The sequence below is a fragment of the Pseudomaricurvus alkylphenolicus genome, from assembly GCF_011683955.1.
Lineage (GTDB): Bacteria > Pseudomonadota > Gammaproteobacteria > Pseudomonadales > Cellvibrionaceae > Pseudomaricurvus > Pseudomaricurvus alkylphenolicus.
Genome location: NZ_JAAQPI010000028.1, coordinates 1 through 21,542, shown reverse-complemented (window position 1 = coordinate 21,542; position 21,542 = coordinate 1). Strand labels below are relative to the sequence as shown.

The following is a 21,542-nucleotide window of genomic DNA, read 5'->3' as shown; positions in this document are numbered from 1 at the left end:
CGATCGGGCGGCCTTTCTATTTCCTTTCTTCTGCTGAGTTTGAGTCGAGATGGCGAATCAAAAAAAAGAGATTGTAACGGGCTATATCATCACAGGTGATGCCAAGGGTGCGATCAAAGCTGCCAAGCTCACCGACAAAGAACTCAGTGCCCTGAACAAAACCACGAATTCGGCTATCCAATACGCCAAAGATCACGGCAAAGCGCTGCGTGATGGTGTTAATCAGCTGGGTAAGTGGGGGGCTGCTGCTTCGGGCGCTGCGCTTGCGGCGGGTGCGGCCTTGGTCAAAAAAAATCTTGAGCAAATCGATACGCTCGCCAAGACGTCGGATGCTCTCGGTGTGACTACTGAAGCGTTGGGTGGCCTTCGCTATGCATCTAATTTGACTGGGCTGTCAAATGCCGAGCTCGATAAAAGCCTCGAGAAGTTGACGGTCAATGTTGGTAAAGCGGCTCGAGGTACTGGAACGGCCAAAGAGGCGATCGAGCAGTTGGGGTTAAGTGCTGAAGCCCTGGCCAGAATGAGTCCGGATAAGCAGTTTGAAACTGTTGCTGAGGCGCTGAGCAAGGTTGAAAGCAAGTCTCTCAAGGCGTCGCTGTCGTATGACATCTTCGGTCGAAAAGGTACGGCTCTCATCAATACCCTGGATCTCGGAAGTTCTGGGTTGCGAGAGATGGCAGCTGAAGCTGACTCGCTGGGTATTACCTTGTCCCGGGTTGATGCGGCGAAAATCGAACAGGCCAACGACGCCTGGTCTCGTGGTAGTGGGTTGCTCAGTTCTTTCGGAAAACAGCTGACGATAGCCGTTGCCCCTGTTATGACGAAAGTGGTTGAGGACTTTACGGCTGCTGGCAAAAACGCGGGAGGCTTTGGGGAGGTTGCTACTGAGGCATTTGATTTTGCACTTAAGGCTGTGGGTTTGTTTGCAGATGGGTTGCATGGTCTGAACCTTATCTGGGAAGGGTTGAAGGTTGCGGCTTTTGGGTATGCGACATATGCAATCTCAATGGCGGACAAAATAGCGCAGGGATTTTCGACTGCACTGAGTTGGATTCCTGGAATCGATATTGATTACGAAAGCTCTACCTTGCGAGAATTCACTATCAAAATGCAGGAGGATTTTCGCGAGTCCACAGACAATCTTCAGGCGATGGCGTTGGAGGAAATTCCAAGTCGTTCCATAGAAAAATATGTGGCAGAGGCCAGGGATGCTGCTCAGGCGGCTGCGGTAAAGGTGGGTGAAACCAAAACTCAAGTCATTGAGGCTGTAACCACTGCGTCGCTGGAATCGGCGAAAAAGGTCAAAAAACTGAAGGACGAAGCGGATCCCTTCGCGACGGCTTGGGAGGAGGCGACTAAGCGTATCGATGACAGTTTTGCCGGTGCGTGGGAAGGGGCTTTTGACTCCTTCTCTGATTTCTCGAACAGGTTGCTTGATGGTTTCAAGCGGTTGTTGGCTGAGCTGGCTCATCAGTCCTTGACCAAGCCTATTTTGGTTAACCTGGGACTGTCTTCCAGTGGTGGCCCCAATCTAGGCACTATTGCTGGTGGCGGTTCGAGTGGTGGCGGGCTTCTTAGCTCGGTAAGCAACTTATGGGGTGCGGTGAGTTCGGGGGGGGGCTTGTTTGGCTCATTAGCCTCCGGATTTGGCGCGGGCGGCGTTGCAGGTGCCATTGATGGCGCTGCTGGCTATGCGATGTCCAGCTATATCAATGGCGGTGCCTATATTGGTAATGCGGCTCCGGCATCCTACCAGATGGCCAACCAGGGATTGATCTCTGAGAGTGCAACTACGACAGTGAACAGTGTTGGTAATGCGGTCACCAGTGCAGCAATTACGGCGGCGGCGGCTTACATCGGTGCTGAGGTGGGTGATGCGGTCGGTGAGGCCATTTTCGACAAGCAGGCCGAAAGCAATTGGGGGGCAGTCAGCGGTGGTGTCATCGGTGGTTATGTTGCGGCTGGCACCTCAATTGGGGGCCCATGGGGGGCGGCTATTGGAGCGTTGATCGGTGCGCTGGTTGACGTGGCAGGTGGTGGCGATGGCAATGAGCGCTATCGTCTTGGTGTTGCAACAGGCTTGGATGCAACCAGCTCTCGGTATGCCAAAAATTCCACACAACTTGAATCCGGGTTGTTGCTGACTGAGATTACGTCCAGGGTGGGTCGTGAGGGCAATGAGGCGGCTGCCTCTATGACTGAAGCCTTTAAGGCGATCGATTCGCACTTAGTGCAGCTGGCAGAGAATCTTGGGCAGGCGGTGGATTTAACGGACGTCACTCTTCGCGGTAAGACCTGGGACGCTGGACATGAGGGTGAGGGCGGCTCTTTCTTCGGGTCGGCTTTCTACAATGGCGTCAGTGAGTCACAAATGGAGGCAGCAGCTGGGGCCTTCTGGTTTGCCTGGGGTGATGCTGTTGGCGGGCAGGTTAACCAGGTGATGGACCAGATCACCGCGGGGATGGATGTCGCTGATGTCAGCAGCAACATCGATGTTCTGATCAAGTCGCTGCAGCTGATGACCGGTCCGACCACTGAATTCTCACAGCTCCTCAATGATCTTGCTTCGAGCTATCGTGGCGTGGATGAAGACGGCCGGGCGAATATAGCAACGCTTTTGGAACTCGCCGGTAATCTGGTTTCCGTTAACTCGGTGCTGGAAGATCTTTCCGTTGGGGCGTTCGGTTTCAATCAGTTGGGTGTTGATTCTGCTAAGGCTCTCAGTGACATGTATGGTGGTATAGAGGGGCTTGGGCAGGCGGCTGGAGTCTATCTGCAGACGTTCACCACAGCGGAAGAAAGGTTTAAGAATTTCAACAGTAACATTGCATCTTCTTTTTCGGAGATGGACTTGGCGCTGCCGACAACGCGTCAGGGCTTTAAGGATCTGGTTGAGGGGCTGGATCTCACCAGTGAGGCAGCGAGAGAGCAGTTTGCCAATCTCATGACACTGGTTCCGGCGATGGATCAGTTTTACGGTGGCCTGGACTCAACACGCGAAACGCTAACGCGACTGTATAACGATGTTCTGGGGCGTGAGCCGGAAACAGAGGGGTTGGAGTATTGGGTTGATCAGGTCGTTAAATCCGGGCTCACCATCGATCAGGTTGCTCATGCGATCGAAAATTCCAATGAGGCGGTGTCCAATCATGTGCGCGATTTGTACGCGGATGTTTTGGGCAGAGCGCCAGAAACCGAAGGCTTGGAGTACTGGGTCAATGAGATCCAGACGGGTGCCATGACCTTCGAACAGGTTGCTGAATCGTTCGCGAACTCTCAGGAAGCAATCTACAACAGCCTCACTGAGGGGGCTGCGGAGTTTGCTGAGGCGTTGGCGGGTCAGAATGTCATTGAATCTATGACTGAGCGTGAGCGCGCTGAGAAGCAGCTTAACGACTGGTATGCGGTGCAGATCGATACCCTCAACGGTTACATCGATGCCGGCTATCAATTCGCTGGCGGTTCCGATTCTGTGCTGGGCAATATCCAGGATATATTTGATCGTGGGATGGCGGATATTGAGGATCGCTTTGCGGTGGCGGTGGTGGAAGTCGTGGATACAGCCGCGGAGGCGTTGAGGCAGATCCAGGCAGATGCAGATGGTTTTGCCACGGGTCTCGCTGATCGCAATTTCCGTGAAGGGTTGTCGCCTCAAGCGCTGGCTGAGTATGAGCTGCAGCAGTGGTACGACGGTCAATTGGCGTTGGTTAATGACTTCCTGGAGGCAGGCGCCGAGTTCGCGGGTGGTACTGAGTCGGTGCTGACGAATATTGATGAAATATTCGATCGTGGCCTGGCTTCGATTGAGGAGCGGTTTGCTGAGGCCGTAGTGGAGGTGGTGGATACGACCGCAGAGGCGTTGAAGCTAATCCAGGCGGATGCGGATAGCTTCGCCGCGAGGCTGGCTGATCGCAATTTCCGCGAAGGGTTGTCGCCTCGAGCTCTGGCTGAATTTGAACTGCAGGAGTGGTACGACGGCCAATTGGCGCTGGTCAATGACTTCCTGGAGGCAGGCGCTGAGTTCGCGGGTGGTGCCGAGTCGGTGCTCGCGAACATCGATGATATTTTCGATCGTGGTCTGTCGTCAATCGAGGAGCGGTTTACTGAGGCTGTAGTCGAGGTGGTGGATACGACCGCTGAGGCGTTGAAACTGATCCAGGCGGATGCGGATGGCTTTGCCGCAGGTCTGGCCGATCGAAATTTCCGCGAAGGGTTGTCGCCTCGAGCTCTGGCTGAATTTGAACTGCAGGAGTGGTACGACGGCCAATTGGCGCTGGTCAATGACTTCCTGGAAGCGGGCGCTGAGTTCGCAGGTGGTGCCGATTCGGTGCTCACGAACATTGATGATATTTTCGATCGTGGTCTATCGTCGATCGAGGAGCGGTTTGCTGAGGCCGTAGTGGAGGTGGTGGATGCGACCACTGAGGCGTTGAAGCTGATCCAGGCGGATGCCGACAATTTTGCAGCGGGTCTTGCCGATCGTAACTTCCGTGAAGGGCTGTCACCTCAGGCGCTGGCTGAATACGAGCTGCAGAGCTGGTATGACAATCAGCTGTCGATGATTAACAGTTTTGTCGACGCGGGTGCGGATTTCGCTGGTGGTGTTGACAGTGTGTTGGGGAATCTACAGGACATCTTTGATCGCGGTCTGTCGGCCATTGAGGATCGATTTGCGGTGACGGTTGTTGAAGTTGTGGATCAAGCGGCTGAGGCATTGCGACTGATTCAGATCGACGCTGACAGTTTTGCCGCTGGCTTAGCGGATCGCAATTTGCGCGAAGGTCTGTCACCAGAGGCATTGGCCAGGCATGAGCTGCAGGAGTGGTACGACGGGCAGCTGAATATGTTGAGTGAGTTTGTCGGCGCGGGTGCTCAGTTTGCCAATGGCGTTGACAGTGTTCTGGGTAATATCCAGGGGATTTTTGATCGTGGTCTGAATGCCATTGAGGATCGCTTTGCGGTGGCTGTGGTGGAAGTGGTGGATGAGGCGGCTGCGGCGTTGCGCCTATTGCAGGCCGACGCCGACAGCTTTGCTTCCAGTCTGGCCGATCGTAATTTCCGCGAGGGCTTGGCGCCAGAGGAGTTGGCCAGGTACGAGCTCCAGCAATGGTATGACGAGCAGTTGGCGGTGGTTGACGAACTCCTGGCCGGTGGTGCTGCCTTCGCTGGTGGTGTCGACAGTGTGTTGGGCAGTATTCAGGGTATCTTTGATCGGGGATTGACGGCCATTGAGGAGCGTTTCGCGACCGGCATCGATGTCGTCGTTGATCAGGCTGGTGATGCACAGCAGGAACTCGCCAGAATAGCCAGTGAGCGCTATGGGTTGGAGACCAGGCTGCTTCAGTTGCAGGGAGACGCAGAGCAGCTGAGGGAGCGCGAGCTTGCTCAATACCATGAGTCGAATCGTTCTATTCTCGAGCAGGTCTATGCGCTGGAAGATCTTCAGCAGGCGGCTAACGATGCCGCTCTGGCAGAAGAGCAAGCGGCGGATCGGTTGAAGTCGATTGCTGAGCAGCGGGAGAGTCTGCAAGTTGAGCTGTGGACCCTACAGGGGCGCAACGACAAAGTGCATGCGCTTGAACGTAGTCGATACTATGAGACCAATCGCGCTCTATTTGATCACGTTGAGGCCATGAAGGCTCAGAAAGAGGCGGCTGAGGAGGCGGCTGTCGCAAGTCGTGGGGTGATTGATGAAATTCTTCGGCTGAGGGGGCAGTCTGCCGATGGCGCGATCAGTGCTGGTGCGTTGAATTCCAGGTTCAGTGAGTTGGCGGCTCAGGCTCGCCGGGGTGACCTCGAGGCACTTGCGCAGTTGCCTGAACTCAGTCGAGCTATTGAGGCATCAACTTTGGAGTCCGCCAGTAGTCTCCAGGCGGTCCAGAGAACCAACGCTTGGCTGGCGAATACTATGGCGCAGGCGCTCGAAGTGCAAAATATTGCTGTACCTCAGTTTGGCGCGCAGGCGCCTCTCCCAGTGGCGACCTTTCACGCGCCGTCTCCTCAGGTATTGCCGCAAGGCGCTGTGCCTGCACAGCATGACCTGGGTCGGATTGAAAATGAGCTGAAGGCAATCAAGGAAGTTCTAAGGAGTGGCGGAGTGGAGAATGAAGAGCTGATGCTGTCGTTGATACGTCATTTGGTGAGTCTGTTGCAGATCGTCGAAAAGTGGGATGACGAGGGAACGCCGCCGGAGGCTGCTGCATGAATATCTTTAAGCCCATTGCGATCACCAGTGTAACGTCCAACGTACCCGAGGATGATTATCCAGCTTGGGTCAGTGACAATGATCCGGGGTACGCTCAAGGAGAGAGGGCTATAAGTCCAGCGACACATCGAATTTATGAATCATTGATTCCCGGTAATCTGGGCAATGATCCCGATGATCGGGATAACCATTCGGACAAGTGGCTGGATGTATCGGCTACCAATTTACACAAGATGTTCGATGGTAAGTTGGCCGATCAAACCACTCATGAGGGGGAGATTTCGGTTACTATCGTGCCGGGGGTGCCGGTGGATTCCTTGGCATTGATTAATCTTTCCGCGGCTTCTTTTAGGGCGCAAGTGGTGGATCCTGTTGATGGTCCGGTTTTCGATGAAACTGTTCAGTTGATCGATAATTCTGGGGTCGTGGATTGGTCCACTTATGTCTCGACGAAGCCAAAACTGATTAAAGATGCGGCTCTGTTCAATCTTCCTCGGTATTCTGCGGCATCAATCACTATCACCATTTCCTCTGTTTCTGGTCCTGTGGCTGTCGGCGAGTTGGCCCTGGGTGCTAAAGAGTCTCTGGGTGATCTGAAGCTGGGTGCTGATGTTGGGATTGCGGATTACTCGAAGATAGCGTACGACGATTTTGGGAACGCAACAGTCAATAAAAGAGGTTTTAGTCGAAAGATCGGCTATCCCATTTCTTTACCTTCAAAGCATTTTCATTCTGCGTTGCATGTTCTTGAATCTTATCGCTCGACCCCTATGATCTACAGTGGCCGGGATGATGGTGGTGGAGGTTTTCTTACTTACGGTTATTACTATGACTTCAGGTTATTGCATCAAAACAAAGTCTATTCGCATTGCGATCTAAAAGTTAGGAGTCTTGTATAGTGGCTATCACTCCCTTTACGGCAAACCCACACCGATCCGATCCTGACAACTTTCCGGTTGAGATGGACGTATTGGTAGCTGAGTTGATTCAGTTTATTCCAGAAGTTAATCAAGCGATTGATGACATGAATGTCGCTGCGGCTGCGCCTGGCATGACGGCGGCCAGCACGAGCTCTCTCACGGTCGGTACCGGTTCGAAGTCATTGACGGTTGAGACGGGAAAGCAACTTGTTCCGGGCATGGAGGTGGTGATCGCGTTTACGACCACGCCGACCAACCGTATGATCGCAACCGTTGACGACTATAACTCTGGCACTGGTGCGCTGGATGTCACAGTAAGCAAGGCAGAGGGGAGTGGAACGTTTGCGGCCTGGACCGTCAGTTTGACGGTGGCGTTTCCGATTACCAGTTTTGTTTCGGCCAAGCCTGCTCGTACGGCCAGCGGTTCGATCACGCTTGGAAAGGTGGTTGCTTTGAACGATGACGGTACCGTGAGCCAGATTGCACCAAAGGCCATTGGCGCGGGGACTCCGGTTTCGTTTCCTCAGGATGCTGGGTCGCGTATTCAGTCGGTTCGTCAGGTTTACGACTCTGGTAATGATCGAACGGTGATCCTGTATCAGCAGGTCTTGGTCAGTACCGGGCTCTATGCGGTGGTGTTGAATAACAGTGGGGGTACGCCGGTCTATGGCACTCCGGTCCTAATCTTGTCCGGGCTGACGACGGATAATGCCAGTGACATCTCCTATGATGAAGAGCTTGGTAAGGTTTTGGTGGTGTATCGTGATACCAGTGACACCGATAATGGCAAAGGCATTGTGGGCACGGTCGACACGGGTGACGATTCTATTTCCTTTGGTTCGGCAACCACGTTTACCACTGGGGTTGCGAGCGATATCGCCTGCGAATACGATTCGGTGAATAAGGCACATCTGGTGGCTTGGAACGAGAATGCCACGACCGGTGATTCCAAGGTGGCGACTATATCCGGTACCAGTGTGAGTTTTGGGGCGCTTCAGACCTTTAACGGCACTGGTTCGACGAAAGATATCTGCCTCAGTTTCAATTCCTTTGTTGGCAAGTTTCTGGTTGCTTACCGGGATGAAGCTGAGACCGATGAGGGGCGATCAATGGTAGGCACCATTTCCGGTACCTCCGCCAGTTATGGTTCAGAGTACACCTTTGCTAATGGCATTAATCAGTTTTTCTCCAGTGCCTTCTCGACCGTCGATAATGTGCACGTCATTACTTACAAAGAAAATACCTCGTCAGATTTGAAAGCCATCGCCATGACAATCAATGGTACCTCTGTGAATGCGGGGGCTGCCATTGTGGTTGACTCTGGTGGGGGCAATTCGGCGGCAATTGACTATGATCCGATCGCGGATAAGTTTCTGGTGGTTTATCGTGATCAGAACAATTCCGGTTATGGGACGGCGGTGCTGCTGAGTCTCTCTGCCGGCACGACCATCAATAATGACAATAGCGATACGTTCCGCAGTGCGTCGATCTCAGCGCGCGCGGTGTCGTATGATCCTTCCACCGGAGACATGATTGTCAATACTGGGATATCGTCTAACTCTGGCGGAGAGACGGTTCGCTACTCGACCGGGGCTTCGAATAAGTCGACCTGGTTTGGCATTGCCTTGGAGGCGGCCAATGATACCGAGGAGTGTCTGGTGGCTACCATTGGAGAATTTTCGCCTGATCAAACCGGTCTTGTTGTCGGTGCGACTTACTACGTGGATGACAATGGTGACCTGACGCAGACCAATACCGGCGAAAAGGTGGGTAAGGCGTTCTCGGCGACCCATCTGCTGATTACGGAGGCCAACGCGGCATGAAGATAGTTCGCAACAAGCAGACCAAGGTGGCGGTCTACCTCTTTGAGGATAATGACGTCGTCGAGCTTGGTGAGTTGCTGAGGGGGCCTGGCGTTAGCGCCAGTGACATTAGCTCAGACGATTATGAGATAGCCGTTGGCCCGGCGCCGGCTCAGTGGGCGGGTAGGGCACTGGCTTATGACAGTGGCTGGACTGTCGTCGACCAGGAGCTGCTGGACGTGGAGTTGGCTCACCAGATGCAAGAACAGCAGAGTCAGGCAGAGGCTAATGCGGCAAAACTTGTCAATCGCCGCCTGTCTATCCGGCAGACGATAGTTCAAAGGGCTGAGCAAGAGCGTCTCAAATACATCACGCCGGGATATGGCAAGGCGATGGTTTACACGGCCAAGCATGAGGAGGCCAAACGACTTGCTTCCGATGCGGCGCCCTCTGCGGCAGATTATCCCTTGTTGGCTGCAGAGGTGGGGATCACGGCCAGCGATCTGGCAGGCGTGGGTCAGTCTGTGCTCAATACGGCCGGTGCTTGGCTGGCGGTGGCCGCTCAGATTGAGAAGAATGAGAAAGTGTTGCTTGTCGCTCTCGATAATGCGGTCACGCTAGAGGAGGTTGACGGCGTTGACGTTAATGCCGGGTGGCCTGCTGCTTCTTGATTCCTCGTCTCAGTCTTTAAGGTTTTTCCATACCTGGTGGAGTTTCTCCACGTGCTGAAGAATGGCGTCCCGAAAGCTTGGTGGCAGGTCTCTGTAGGCTCTGGAGAGCCTGGAGGGAATTTTATCTTCCGGTGAGCCAAACACCTCGTTATACGATAATCCCACCAGTGGGGCCCAGCAGGCCATCAGGCTGGATGGTATTTCCTGGTGTCCATTCTCCATCTTCGATAATGCTGCCGGCAGTGGTGCTTGTTTGAGCTGTAGTCTGCCGGCCAGCCATTCCCTTTTGAGCTTCTGGCTCAGTTCAATGAGAGTGCACGAGCGCGCCTGGCGAGCTTCTTTCAGTCGCTGGTGAGGTCGCTTCTCCGCGTTCTTGGGTGCGTCCTGCTCGTCTCGTCCCCTGGTGATGTTTCTATATTCGAAATATTACCTTTCAGATATTTCTAATACAGAAAATTTGCATATATTTCAATGGGTTACTCCTTTTCTTTGGCGTCAAAATCTGTTTATATCCCCGGCCTAATTATTAATGTCAAGAAAATTAGGGTGTCACTAAAGTGGGGTTGTAAGGATCAAGTCTCAAGGGGTACTGCCTCTTAAGACTATACAGAGGGAATGAGGTATGGATATAGCAGAGCAATGGAATGTGCTGGCCTTTGAGTTGGTGCTGCGTGACAACGGTGTCTACTTGGTGGTTAAGCATCAGCTGACCGGAGAAATGCGGCGTTTGAGTGCCAGGGGGAGAGGTGCCCTCAGGTACGGTTCAGGGGTCTCGTATCGAGCTGGTTGGCTAGAGGGGGCTGTCAGCGTGCTGACTGGTAGGGTAGGGTCCGACAATCTGACAGAGGCGTACAGTGCCCTGCTGGAGGATTGTGAAAACGATCTTCCTATATAGGTATAGGGAAGTGCGGCACCAAAGTTGGTGCCGGGGCGGTTGACAAGACGCCGCAGAGCGGAGCGTCCCCACGGTATTCCCTTTCGGTTTTGTATTCCACGTGGCCGCCCGGCATCGAGCTGGGCGGCTTTTTTCCGTGAGCCATCACGGCTCCGCGATCGCGGCCATCTGCAGGCCGACCTGGTGCAGTTGTCACGCTACTCAAGGCGAGGCGATTATGACTCAGGGGGCGGGAAATGTCACAAAAATCCTTATCTCATAAAGGCTATACAAAAATACAGTGGTGTATGGTTGTACAGTGAGAGGTGGCGGCGTAGAATGTCTGTGTGATTTTTGACCGATGGGGGTCTGAAGCATGTTAGGACAATACAAATGGCCGTATTCGGCTGATGGTAGTTTAACGTTCGACATCTACAATCCGAGTGGCGATTGGAAGCCGCTTGGGGGTCTTTATATGTTCTGTAGGCCGGGCAGCCAGGCGCCTTGGTTTTCGCTGTATGTGGGACAAACCCAGAACTTCCGCGATCGCTTTGCTGATCATCCAAGGTGGGAAGAGGCTCGGCGAATGGGTGCTACACATGTGCACGCGGTTGGCATGAGTAGCCAGGCAGATAGGGACTACTACGAGCGATCTCTGATTGGGGTATTGGCTCCGCCGTTGAACGTTCAGCATAACCCGCAGCAGGGGAGATCAGGGCTGCTGGTAGGGGTTCTCTAGGTTGGATGAAATCTGGTGTTGATCGGGGAAAATCCTAAAATTGACACCGGCTTTCAAATCCGGAATACTCCTTTCAAATCATGAGCTTATGAATTTGCACATGCCTTGCTGGGGGTGTGGTGGTCGTCGGTTCAAATCCGGCCACTCCGACCATATTTTTCCTTATAAATCAGCCGCTTAGAGATTTTGAATCTTGAGCGGCTTTTTTGTTTTTGGGATTTAAGTCCATATTAAGTCCAGTCAGCGATTTGGTTCTACAAGCCGCCTTCTCTTTGGACAGCACACATTGATTTTTAAAGGCTCTGCGAAATAGCCACTTTACTTTAAAATAACTATATTGATAATCGTTAGCTATAAGGCGAACGAGTGATTGAGTGGTTTCTCTTCGCTATATTTTCATTCTGCGCTGCCTCACGAAGACCTTATGTTGATTTGGGTTGGTGACGGAGTATTGCGGGGAAGCGAACGTCTTGTCCGCTCGGCTCATGACGCAGATATCTAGCTCAAACTTTCATATAAAGACCAAGGAGGGATTTGGATGCCAGGTTTACTCAGTACCCTAATTATTGGATTAGGAACTGCAATTTCAAAAGGCGTATTTAAAGCATGGCTTGGAGATGCACCTGCTCTTGAAAGTGGTGCTTCATCGATTTCTGATCTAATAGCCAGTGTCACGTCGAATGTCCTAGCCAGAAGAAAGTTGAGGAGAGAATTTGAGGTTATAGCTGAGTCAACTGCCGATACTATTTTTGAAATCATCGAGAATGATTTCGAGTATATTAATGAGTCCAGAAAGATCGTTGTAGCAAACAGCGTCACGGACCTTATTGAGTATGGGTTTACTGATTTTAGCTTGGTTATGAAATCCGCAATGAACCCCGAAAATCTGGCAAAGGAATTAATATCAAGGCGGGGCAGGGACTTCGGTAATACTGGAGATAATTTTAGCGAGCAAGAGAAGCGGTTGTATGTGCAGCTGGTTTCAGAAAGTTCACAAATAATTATAGATTTGGCTCAAAATATTCCTGGTTTCAATGAGGTAATTGCTTCAGAGAATCTAAGAAAGGCTGATGATATAGAAAAAATCTGTAATGCCATTCTAGACGAAGTTAAAAAAATAAGAGCTGTTTCTGATCGCGGTAGTGATGATGATAGGACATTTGAATCGAATTATCGCCGCTCAGTCATTCGGAATAACAGTTCAATTCAACTCTTTGGGATTAATGGTAGCGAAACTTCCCGGAGATACGATTTAAACGTTGCTTTTGTAGCACTTGAAATGAATCTTGATCAAAAGCAGGGTCAAGTTGATGGTGGTGTAACAATCGAGAGAGCTTTGCAGCTTTCGGATAGAATTGTCATTCGTGGTGCAGCAGGATCAGGGAAAACTACGCTCCTACAGTGGTTGAGTGTCAATATGGCAAACATGTCTTTTGGTGCAGACATGAATAATTACAACTCCTATCTCCCATTCTTTATAAAGGTTCGAAAGTACCCATCGGGGCCTTTGCCGAAATTAATTGATATGGTATCCGAGGCGTCTGAACTGCTTGCAGAAGGAATGCCTGACAATTGGGTGGCAAAGAAGCTGAAAGAAGGCAAGTCCGTCATTATGATTGATGGGCTCGATGAGATTAGCACTGCAAGGAGAGATCAATTCAGGAAGTGGATTGACGAACTCATCAGCCTCTATCCGAACAACATATATATCGTAACGATGCGGCCGTACGCTCTCCCTCCTGGATGGCTAAAAAATCTGTCTTTTACGGAAACATCTATTTTGGATTTAGACCTAAAGCGGATTAAAGAATTTATCGAGCATTGGCACAATTCCGTGGAGAGGTCGTGTACAACGAATTCTGAAATAGCAACATTACGGGCTTGTAAAGAAAATTTGTTGGAGGTCGTAGTATACCAGAGGGTTCTGTTTCGGTTGTCAAGGTCTCCCCTTCTCTGTGCACTTCTCTGTGTTTTAAATCGAGGGAGGTCCGGAAAGCTCCCTAGACGAAAAGTAGACATTTATAGGGAGTGTATTTCTCTTTTCTTTCGAAGAGAAATGGAGAGAGCTATCAATCCATTGAAAATAGATCTTGACGAGCCGCAGTTAATTTCGGTTGTCTCTGATCTGGCATTATGGATGCTCAGGAACGGACTCGCACAATGTTCGTTAGAAGAGGCCTTGACGCGTCTGGACGTTTCAATTGGAAGGCTCAATTTAGAAGATAGACCAACATCGAAGTTGATGTTGAGATACCTAGTTGAACGTAGTGGAATTCTGAGAATTCCCCAGGCCGATACGGTCGATTTTCCGCACAAGACATTCTTAGAATACTTTTCAGCGCTGGCGATTACCCTTGAGGGTGGCATTGGTGAGTTGATTAGTCGCGCTCAAGATGATCGCTGGAGAGAAATCGTGGTTTTATCTGGATCGCTCTTAGGTCAGAGTCATGCCGAAAAGCTTGTCGATGGAATTTTTCAAAAAGGTGAGGATGATCCGACTGCTTTAATCATAGCAGCTGCGACGCTGGAGTCCGTTTTAGCTCTTCCTGAAGGGAGTGAAGTTCCCGGAAGGATTCAGGCAGGGTTAGAAAAGCTCATTCCTCCTGCGAATATGCCTGCTGCCCATTCGTTGTCTGCTGCAGGTAACTATTTGGTTCCCTACCTTAGATATAATCCTAGAGAGCGCATTCAGCACTTATTGTGCATTGAAGTCCTTAAGAAAGTTGGAACTGATGAGGCATATCAAGTTCTCAAAGAATATTTAAAAACGGATGACCATGAAGTTAAGGATGCGTTGATTAAAGCATATGAAGACTATAGTGTTCCAATAGCCAAGGATGCGATTCATGTAAAGAGCCTTGAAAAAATAGAAGTGATTATTCGAAGTTTGGCGAGTCATCAAGTTAGGTATTACTTTGATGATGAGTTGACATTATTGGAAACGAGTAATGTCCCGCCAAGCTGGTGGGAGGAAGTTGACTTGAAATGTGAAAACGTTGAGGTGTCTGGCGAAACGATTGAAAGTGTCACTGATGTGGATTTCGCAAAAGTTTCCAAAGTTCTCTCAGCTCCACTGGGTGTGAAGCTCAAGGCAGTGATATATTCATTGGCGGCCAAAGAAGCCGGTCTGCAAGATAGTGAAGTGCTCCACACTGTAGTTCAAAAATACCAAGCGGCCATGTCTGAGGGGACGGCTACTCATAAGCTAACGCCAACTACTAGGCTGTTTGTTAAATTCATGTCAAACAACAGCTTAGATCCAATAAGTACTTTAAACACAGTCGAGAAATCTGAATATTTCGTTTTGTCGCCTCTGGTATCAGATAAAGTGCAGGAGGTAAAAGAATTTCTAATAGCATATGCATAAAGTGAGCGTACAGTTATTGACAGAACTCCAAGGTGGCGCACGCCTGCGGCGGTGCGCGGAAGTCTGCCGCCATACTGGCGGCACTCGCGTTTAAATTGGCAGTGGTTTCAGCGTCCTCTGAATCCGAGCCGGAATTACTCTGCGCGACCCTGACGGTCCATTCATGGAGCCGAGTTGTCAGCTCCAGGGGGCCAAAAACAATTCCCTTGAGCTTCTTGACGAATTCCCCATACTGATTCTTTTCCGCCTTCCGAACGAGCCATGCCCGAATAGGGCGCTCTTTGCGGGGGCAGATAGCCCCGCCCATCAATCGGGTATAAGTCTCCCAGTCACTGGCGTCCGCAGCTTCAGTAATCTGCTTGAGGAGTTCCTTGGATATATTCTTGGATTCCAGGCGGCGCAGCTCTCGCCATACGGTGACACTGGGGCCGCCGATCTGCTGAAACTGCCGAATTCCCCATAAGGAGGCCCAGGCGGCTATTCGAGCAGCGCTGGAACTGGCGTCCTGTCCATATAGATCCGCCTCGATACCATGCCCATCAATATTCTTGGAGATGTATTTGGCGATATAGCCTGTGGCGCTCCCCTTGGCTGGATCGATGGATACCGCCTTAAACCGATACTGGTCGGCTCCGGGTTCGTCGCCGTCCTCCTGCAAGGCGTAGCGCTGGAAAATGTCGGTTGCTTGCTGGGCCACTGCCTGGGGAAAGAACAGCATCAAATGCCAGTGGGGTGTGCCGTCGTGGTGAGGTTCAACCACCCGAAAGCCGAAGCAGTGATAGTCCCGCCGGTGCCAAGCCGACCGCACCCGTTGCCAGACCTTATTCAGATACGCATTGGCCTCTTTGGGGGAAGAGCCGTTGAATTTGCTATTGGGCTCTCCGGTCTGATGTGTAGCGTGATACTTACTCGGGCAGGTGAGGGTATAGAACATACCGCACCATTGTTCATCGGAATTCTTGGCGGTCTCCTCAAATCCCCTCATGCGTACCATTAATTCATTGCGACGGTTCTCCGGGTTTGAGACTGAAACGTCACTCAATTCCGCAAGGCTATAGACCTGCCCACACTCGTTTTCCGCCTCCATGGCCTCCAGCAAGCGACGGTTCTTGACCTTTTGGCCCTGGCAGCGCTTGAAAGAGAAATCACTGATATAGATTCCCTTGCGCTTGCTCACAAGCCCCAGTTCCCGGCACAGGGATTCCATGTCCGACCACTGCCACGTTCTGAGTTGGCGACGCCACCAGCTTTCATCAAAGGTCCGCATCAACGCGGCGGCGGTTTCATCTTTGGTGGGATCGTCGGGCAATGTGGGGAAGGAAATGCCGGTGCGCTCCACCAGCTTCCGGATAAGGTCAACCGCTACTGGGCTGTCCATGCGCTTTAGGGCATCGAACAGGTCTCTCTCGGTTCTTCTGGCCTTTACCTTGGCGTATTGGGTCAGTGCTTCTTCGGGGGAGTCCAGCAAAAGCCCGGTCTGCCCCAGCTTCATTCGGTTACTGGTCTGGCGAAGCCACGCATTGGCGGCTACATGACCGGACTCTAGACCTCGCTTCTCGTATTGATCTACGAGAGGATGCATAAAGGAGGGGTGGCGCCTAAAGATCGATTCCCGCCAGTCAGAGCACTGGCGAGTACCTATAGGTTCTAGGCGATCGTAGGGTCGGAACCGATTGGTGGTCTCTGTCATGACCTATAGCTCAGATTTGACCTATAGGCCGAAGGGGGGCGATCAAACCCTTATAAGGGAATCCCGGGATTAGACCCGGGTTTGATCCCTTATAAGGGATTGGGGTAGCGGCAGCCATCTCCGGCTCCCTTATAAGGGAGTGGCGTCTGGAATATGGTCCGGAATCCCCTATAGGGGATTTCCGGGGAGATTCGGCCGCAAACAGAGCTTTAGGTCTGGGCCGGTAAGGGCGTCTTTCCCGGGCTCTCATACCGCTTGCCCCAGGTGTTCCAGCTTGCTAAAGCTGTTGAGCCAGAGATCCAGATCCTCTTTCAGGTAGCGGACGGATCGCCCGATCTTGATAAAGGGTGGGGCAGGGGTGCGGTTATCGCGGTTGCCGTCCATTCTGGATTGAGCAAGATATGACCGGCTCATGCAGATATAGTTGGCGGCTTCCTTTTCGGTAAAGGCCCTGGGTGTGGCTACATTGGTGATGGTATTCATTTGGGTACTCCCTTGATGATTGATGTGGGAGCACTGTTTCATACCGGCGCAGGTCATCGACGTTAGCAGTAAAAATTTCTCTTAGCGCTAACGCTAGCGCTAAATACTGATGTCATTAGCGTTAGGAATTGGGGGTGTAAGGGGCTGGTGTTAACCCAATGCGGACTGTTAGCTAGTTCTAATATAAAGCTTTTTGGATGCCCATAATTTAGACAAAATGCAGCCTAAAGCCCCAGAGTTGTAGAAACAGATCGCCGCGACGTGATATAACACTCCAGACTTATAAGGAATTAAGGTTGTCATTGATCTCAAAGGGATTTAGCTGTCCGTCCTAATCTCCCTTCTGAGTATATACGTCAGTCTGACATGGTAAATCATGCCACGAGGACTTCGAATATAGTGTATATGTATAGAAAGAACTGAGAATTTGAAGGGTTTATGGACGAAAGGCTTAGAAAGTTGTGCCGCCAGCTAAGGGCAATGGATTCGAACGAAGCTTCTACATGGCTCTTAACTACATATCCTGTATCGAGCGATAACTGGGGAGAAGCTATTTCGCTTATTCCGCACCGAACATGGAAAAGGAAAGACCAAATTCTCTTGGCGCAACACTACCTTAGCAAAATTCCTTTCGCTAGTGCTAAAGGGTATGAAGCCTTTTCTTCAATAATGTCTGTTACTTGTTTCATTGAAGTAGTATCCCGATACATCCCCATGAATCCATCAAAGCGAGACTTGGTCAAGTATTATCTTCCTCGCGTGTTAAAGCAGGCATGCAAAACTGATCGAGACAAGGAGCTAGTTAATGCGTTTTCAAATACATTGTAGTCGTACCAGTTATTATCTAGTTATCGCAGGTAGGTCGAATGAAAAAGATGCACTTACTGTAGCTTTTCAGCATAAAACCTGTGCCAATGTCTAGTAACATATACCGCTTACAGGCAGAGCCCGATAAGTATCTGTGGCTCACGCTCACAGACGAAAATAAGTCAGAATGCCTCGAAGAAATTCGTGAGGCGCGTTCTTTGAAAGGAAAATGGACGCCGGTCCAAGTTGAGGCAATAGTCGAAAATAAAGAAGATCAGCATAAGCTGTTAAGTGATTTTCCGGAATTTTGGTGCCTCCCTACAATAAGTAAAAGAGGAGTCAAACGACTAGCCAATTTTCTTTCAAAGGACGTTGAATTGCTGCCCGTTCTCAATTATGAGTATTACATAATAAATGTCACTCGTGTAATTCAGGCATTAGACGAGAATAGGTCCATCATAGAAAGGTTTTCTTCAGGTGAAATTATGAATGTAGAAAGGTACTGGTTCTCGGAAAATGAGCTTGGAGGAGCACCAATATTCAAGTTATACGGTTACCACCGTGTCGCGATATTTGTGAACGAGGAATTTTATCAGGAAGTTCAAAACTCAGGGCTTACTGGGTTCCAATTTCAAAAAGTTTGGCCGCATATACACTAGGATGTATAAACCTTGACTTACACTGTAATTCCCGACGAGATAGATTTTATCGGATCTGGCAGTCCTCTGAGTACCACTAAATTATTTTGTTATTTGACATTATGGATGATCGAGAATTTACAACGCCTGCCGATGATACTGAACAATGGGCCAAAGCATAAATACTCAATCAGTCAGCTTTTGGCACTATGGAGAAGCTGTTAAGGGAAATCTTGCATGAGTAGAGTATGGAGAGAAATTGCTGATCCCAAAAAACACTCAGATTTCATGAGTACGTACAATGAAGGAGGGATTCCTGTTAAAAAAAGCAGAGATAACCTCATTGAGAAATGGGTTTATTTAGCAGAGGTATGTGGATTTACTTTCCAGTTCGCGAGCATTGAACAGGTAAAGGAATGCAAGGCTTATTTTGAGAAGAAAGTTCATCCTTCTACTCGCGACATTCATCCGCCGCATGAGCACTACTGGCACCCTTGGTACTGCAAGTTACCAAAAGGTATCAATGGAGGCACTAAACGCCAAAAGGTGTTAAAAACGCTAGATCAGATTCTGGAGAAGTGGGGGCAGTGAACAGTCTGCTTTTGGCACTACTGAGCCCCGTTTACTCGTTCACTCAGCGTAATGCAAATGACCACCGATAGAGAGCAAATATTCAAGAACGCCAGAAAAGGTTTCTGGAAGGCTGCTGCTGTTGTTTTTGTTGTCTACGGTTCTATTCTGCTTGGTGCCGTAAGCATGTTTAAAGACGAAGAAATACAGGCAACAATATGCTGTCTAAAAGGTACAAGTCCAGGGGTAAGAGATTCAGGAATGATCTTGGTTTTGGCCAAAACATCAGGTGGCTCTGAAATAAGTGTTCAATGGAGCAATCAATTACCAATCTTAAAGGGAAAAGTGGCAAAGGTAATTAGACGAACCAACAAGGTTACGGGTAATGTAACCTATGCAGTAGTGGGATACGTAGATGCACGACAATCGTAGTCTGGCTCGCTCAATGTGTGCGCTGGGCGTTAAACTGTCCGCTCTTGGCACTACTGGGACCATAAGTAATCATTACCATGTAGGTCACAGAGTCCATTTAACACGCAATTAGGCATACATGAAGATAGAATGATGACCAATAAGAGCAAAAAGCAGTTGAGGCAAGAGGCTATTCGTGCGGAAATAGCAAAGCGACAGAGTACAAGAGCTAATCTCTCTCCCTTAGACAGAAATCAACTTCTTTCTCTTGTTGAGTATGTAGGGAAAAACATAATTGAAAACGGGCACGAGAACAACTTTCAGTTTTCTGCGCAATGGGCTCGGAGAAACTCGGTTGATCTTGAAAAGCTGACCGACTTCTTAGCAAGTGAACGTATCAATGATGACTGGGACCTGGCCGTGGGTTGTGACCCCTTCGACCTTATGGGTGAAAGTGAAGATCGCCTTTCATGGATGCCTCTTGATCAAACCGAGTTAGAAGATCTTTTGGATTGGTTAGATGAAGCCGTGCAGGAAAGGGGATGCAACCACGATTACACTTTATCGAAGGAATGGCTTTCTAATAACTCTGCAGATACAGCGACGACTTTGATGGCTCTAATGGCAAAAGGAGGCGGTTGTGATTGTGAGATTGTCCTCAATGTTGAGCCAGAAAATATTTACCCGTAAGTGGCTTTGAAAAAAGGTTGCAGCCGCATGAAATCTGGCCGCTTTTGGCACATTTTCGCCTGTTAAGTATTTAAATGTAACTGAATTATGAGCATCGAAAAATTTATTGAATGCGCACAAATCCACGCGGATATGAATTACGGCGACCCCAAGAGCGTCTCAAAAGCAAATTTAGCCGCAGAGACAATGGCAGATATTGCAAAACAACTCATTACCGACAATTGTATGGATGAAGCCCAAAGCATTCTTGATCATGAAGTTGCTGGCCAATGGGGGGCGTTTCTCCTGGTCGATATCTCCGGAGAGAACCAAGAGCTACAGCAGAGATGTATTGCAAAAATCAGGGCAATTGCTGAAGGTGATGGCCCTGAGGCCTTCGGTGCGCAGGTTTGGCTGCGGGAGCGAAACCTTGGATTCAAGTAATAAACATAGACTTTGGAAGCCGTGCGACGTGCTACGAGAGTCAATTGTATCAGTCCGCTCCTGGCACAAAGGGGCGTTAAGTAGCCACAGACATTATGCTAAGAACAAATAAGATCGTACTTGGGCTCATTCTTACCCTGGCTACAGCGCTGGCTGTCTTTGTCTTTAATGTTATGGCGGGCCCAACGATACTTGGCGTTTATTTTGGCGGAGAATTAAATGACAATCTTCGTTTCTCCTTTGAGAGATGTGACGATCAAGAGGATGCTTGGAAGGATTCGATATCAAGGAAATACTGGAACGGCAATACCTTGATAGTGGAAGGATATGCTGTTCCTAACTGCGGAACAACTTGGTTATTCGGTGACTACCACTTGGATGGCAATCACATATCGTTAATATATAAGCCAATTATGCCTTCTCTTGCAGCTTGTGTTTGTGCCTTTGATGTCGAATATCAGATAGCAGGGCTAGAAAAAGGGGATTACACTCTGTCGATAGCTGAAGAGGGCGGAATCTTCGTAGAAGATAGTTGGTATCGCAGATTATTGGATATTGAATAGCAGCAAATTCAAACGGCGCTGGTGTCGTCGCGAAAGGCTCAACGGGAGTCCGCTTTTGGCACGTTGTGGTAAGTACAACTCAAATTCTATGTTCAATCTGCCCAATGCTTACTAACGACTTGATATGACAAAAACCCAATTTAGAATTTTACTTATTACAAGCGTTGCGCTGGCTTTGGTAGCCAGACTTGTGGAATCTGCATTTCCCTCCGTAGGTCTTGAGGAAGCAGTGGCCATGTATTATTCATACTCCCCGGTAGGAGAAAGGGAACAGATAGTAAAGAACTTAGTTCTCGCTGTGTTCGCATTAATCCATATCGCCGGAATTTTGGGGTTATTTTTGTTCAAACGGTGGGGGAGGTATGCCTATTCCGCAGGATTGCTATTAGCGTATATAATGTACTCGGTAACCGGGCTTATTATATATTCCGGTCCAAGTATCTTGCTGTATCAACTTTCCATCTTGTGTTCGGGCGCTGTGATCGCACTTTCCTTCGGGTCATCGGTAGCGGAGTGCTTCAAGAATGAAGCTTAGCAAAAGCCGATGGTTGCTTATGGCACGCCCCCTGTGTCAGGATAGATGTCACCCCCTAAATTGTTGAAAACTTGAACAGGGGGCTGATGAGGAATGAGTGAAACACTATTCACCAGAAAGGAAAGAAGCGGTACTTAAGAAGCTGTTGCCACCA

At 49.9% G+C, this 21,542-nt stretch carries 15 protein-coding genes; 13 read left to right on the top strand and 2 right to left on the bottom strand.

Features of this window, described 5'->3' with window-relative positions:
- The first annotated feature begins 49 nt into the window (after window positions 1-49).
- The 7 genes from HBA55_RS34840 to HBA55_RS34810 all read left to right on the top strand — a co-directional run bounded on the left by HBA55_RS34840 (window position 50) and on the right by HBA55_RS34810 (window position 14,578).
- Window positions 50-6,205, top strand: a complete 6,156-nt coding sequence (locus tag HBA55_RS34840; RefSeq protein WP_167000364.1) for a DUF4214 domain-containing protein — start codon at window positions 50-52, stop codon at window positions 6,203-6,205.
- A complete protein-coding gene (locus tag HBA55_RS34835; protein ID WP_167000363.1) occupies window positions 6,202-7,104 on the top strand; it encodes a hypothetical protein in 903 nt (300 codons plus the stop codon). The genes HBA55_RS34840 and HBA55_RS34835 overlap by 4 nt, the downstream gene beginning before the upstream one ends.
- Window positions 7,104-8,948 carry a hypothetical protein gene (locus HBA55_RS34830; protein WP_167000362.1) on the top strand — a complete coding sequence of 615 codons (1,845 nt, stop codon included), beginning with the start codon at window positions 7,104-7,106 and terminating at the stop codon, window positions 8,946-8,948. Before HBA55_RS34835 ends, HBA55_RS34830 begins: the two co-directional genes overlap by 1 nt.
- Window positions 8,945-9,598, top strand: coding sequence for a hypothetical protein (locus HBA55_RS34825; RefSeq protein ID WP_167000361.1), 654 nt, complete (start codon window positions 8,945-8,947; stop codon window positions 9,596-9,598). Before HBA55_RS34830 ends, HBA55_RS34825 begins: the two co-directional genes overlap by 4 nt.
- Before the next feature lie 622 nt (window positions 9,599-10,220).
- A complete protein-coding gene (locus HBA55_RS34820) occupies window positions 10,221-10,493 on the top strand; it encodes a hypothetical protein (RefSeq protein ID WP_167000360.1) in 273 nt (90 codons plus the stop codon).
- Between the two features lie 565 nt (window positions 10,494-11,058).
- Complete coding sequence (locus HBA55_RS34815) at window positions 11,059-11,211, top strand: hypothetical protein (protein WP_167000359.1); 153 nt, start codon at window positions 11,059-11,061, stop codon at window positions 11,209-11,211.
- A 538-nt stretch (window positions 11,212-11,749) separates the two neighbouring features.
- Window positions 11,750-14,578: an NACHT domain-containing protein gene (locus HBA55_RS34810; RefSeq protein ID WP_167000358.1), complete on the top strand. Its 2,829-nt coding sequence runs from the start codon at window positions 11,750-11,752 to the stop codon at window positions 14,576-14,578.
- Window positions 14,579-14,591: 13 nt separating this feature from the next.
- On the opposite strand, the gene HBA55_RS34805 is transcribed toward HBA55_RS34810, so the two are convergent.
- Both HBA55_RS34805 and HBA55_RS34800 read right to left on the bottom strand, forming a co-directional pair.
- Entirely contained in the window at window positions 14,592-16,160 is a 1,569-nt protein-coding gene (locus HBA55_RS34805; protein WP_167000357.1) for a replication endonuclease, read from the bottom strand.
- A 354-nt stretch (window positions 16,161-16,514) separates the two neighbouring features.
- Window positions 16,515-16,751 (bottom strand): helix-turn-helix transcriptional regulator, encoded by a 237-nt coding sequence (locus tag HBA55_RS34800; RefSeq protein WP_167000356.1) that lies wholly within the window; start codon window positions 16,749-16,751, stop codon window positions 16,515-16,517.
- A 914-nt stretch (window positions 16,752-17,665) separates the two neighbouring features.
- Between HBA55_RS34800 and HBA55_RS34795 the strand changes: the two genes are divergently transcribed.
- The 6 genes from HBA55_RS34795 to HBA55_RS34770 all read left to right on the top strand — a co-directional run bounded on the left by HBA55_RS34795 (window position 17,666) and on the right by HBA55_RS34770 (window position 20,853).
- Complete coding sequence (locus HBA55_RS34795; protein ID WP_167000355.1) at window positions 17,666-18,217, top strand: imm11 family protein; 552 nt, start codon at window positions 17,666-17,668, stop codon at window positions 18,215-18,217.
- A gap of 216 nt (window positions 18,218-18,433) precedes the next feature.
- A complete protein-coding gene (locus HBA55_RS34790; RefSeq protein WP_167000354.1) occupies window positions 18,434-18,787 on the top strand; it encodes a hypothetical protein in 354 nt (117 codons plus the stop codon).
- A gap of 57 nt (window positions 18,788-18,844) precedes the next feature.
- Entirely contained in the window at window positions 18,845-19,198 is a 354-nt protein-coding gene (locus HBA55_RS34785; protein WP_167000353.1) for a hypothetical protein, read from the top strand.
- Between the two features lie 129 nt (window positions 19,199-19,327).
- Window positions 19,328-19,867, top strand: coding sequence for a DUF2695 domain-containing protein (locus HBA55_RS34780; protein WP_167000352.1), 540 nt, complete (start codon window positions 19,328-19,330; stop codon window positions 19,865-19,867).
- Window positions 19,868-19,954: 87 nt separating this feature from the next.
- Window positions 19,955-20,290, top strand: a complete 336-nt coding sequence (locus HBA55_RS34775) for a hypothetical protein (protein ID WP_167000351.1) — start codon at window positions 19,955-19,957, stop codon at window positions 20,288-20,290.
- 95 nt (window positions 20,291-20,385) lie between these two features.
- Window positions 20,386-20,853: a hypothetical protein gene (locus HBA55_RS34770; RefSeq protein ID WP_167000350.1), complete on the top strand. Its 468-nt coding sequence runs from the start codon at window positions 20,386-20,388 to the stop codon at window positions 20,851-20,853.
- The last annotated feature ends 689 nt before the right edge of the window (window positions 20,854-21,542 follow it).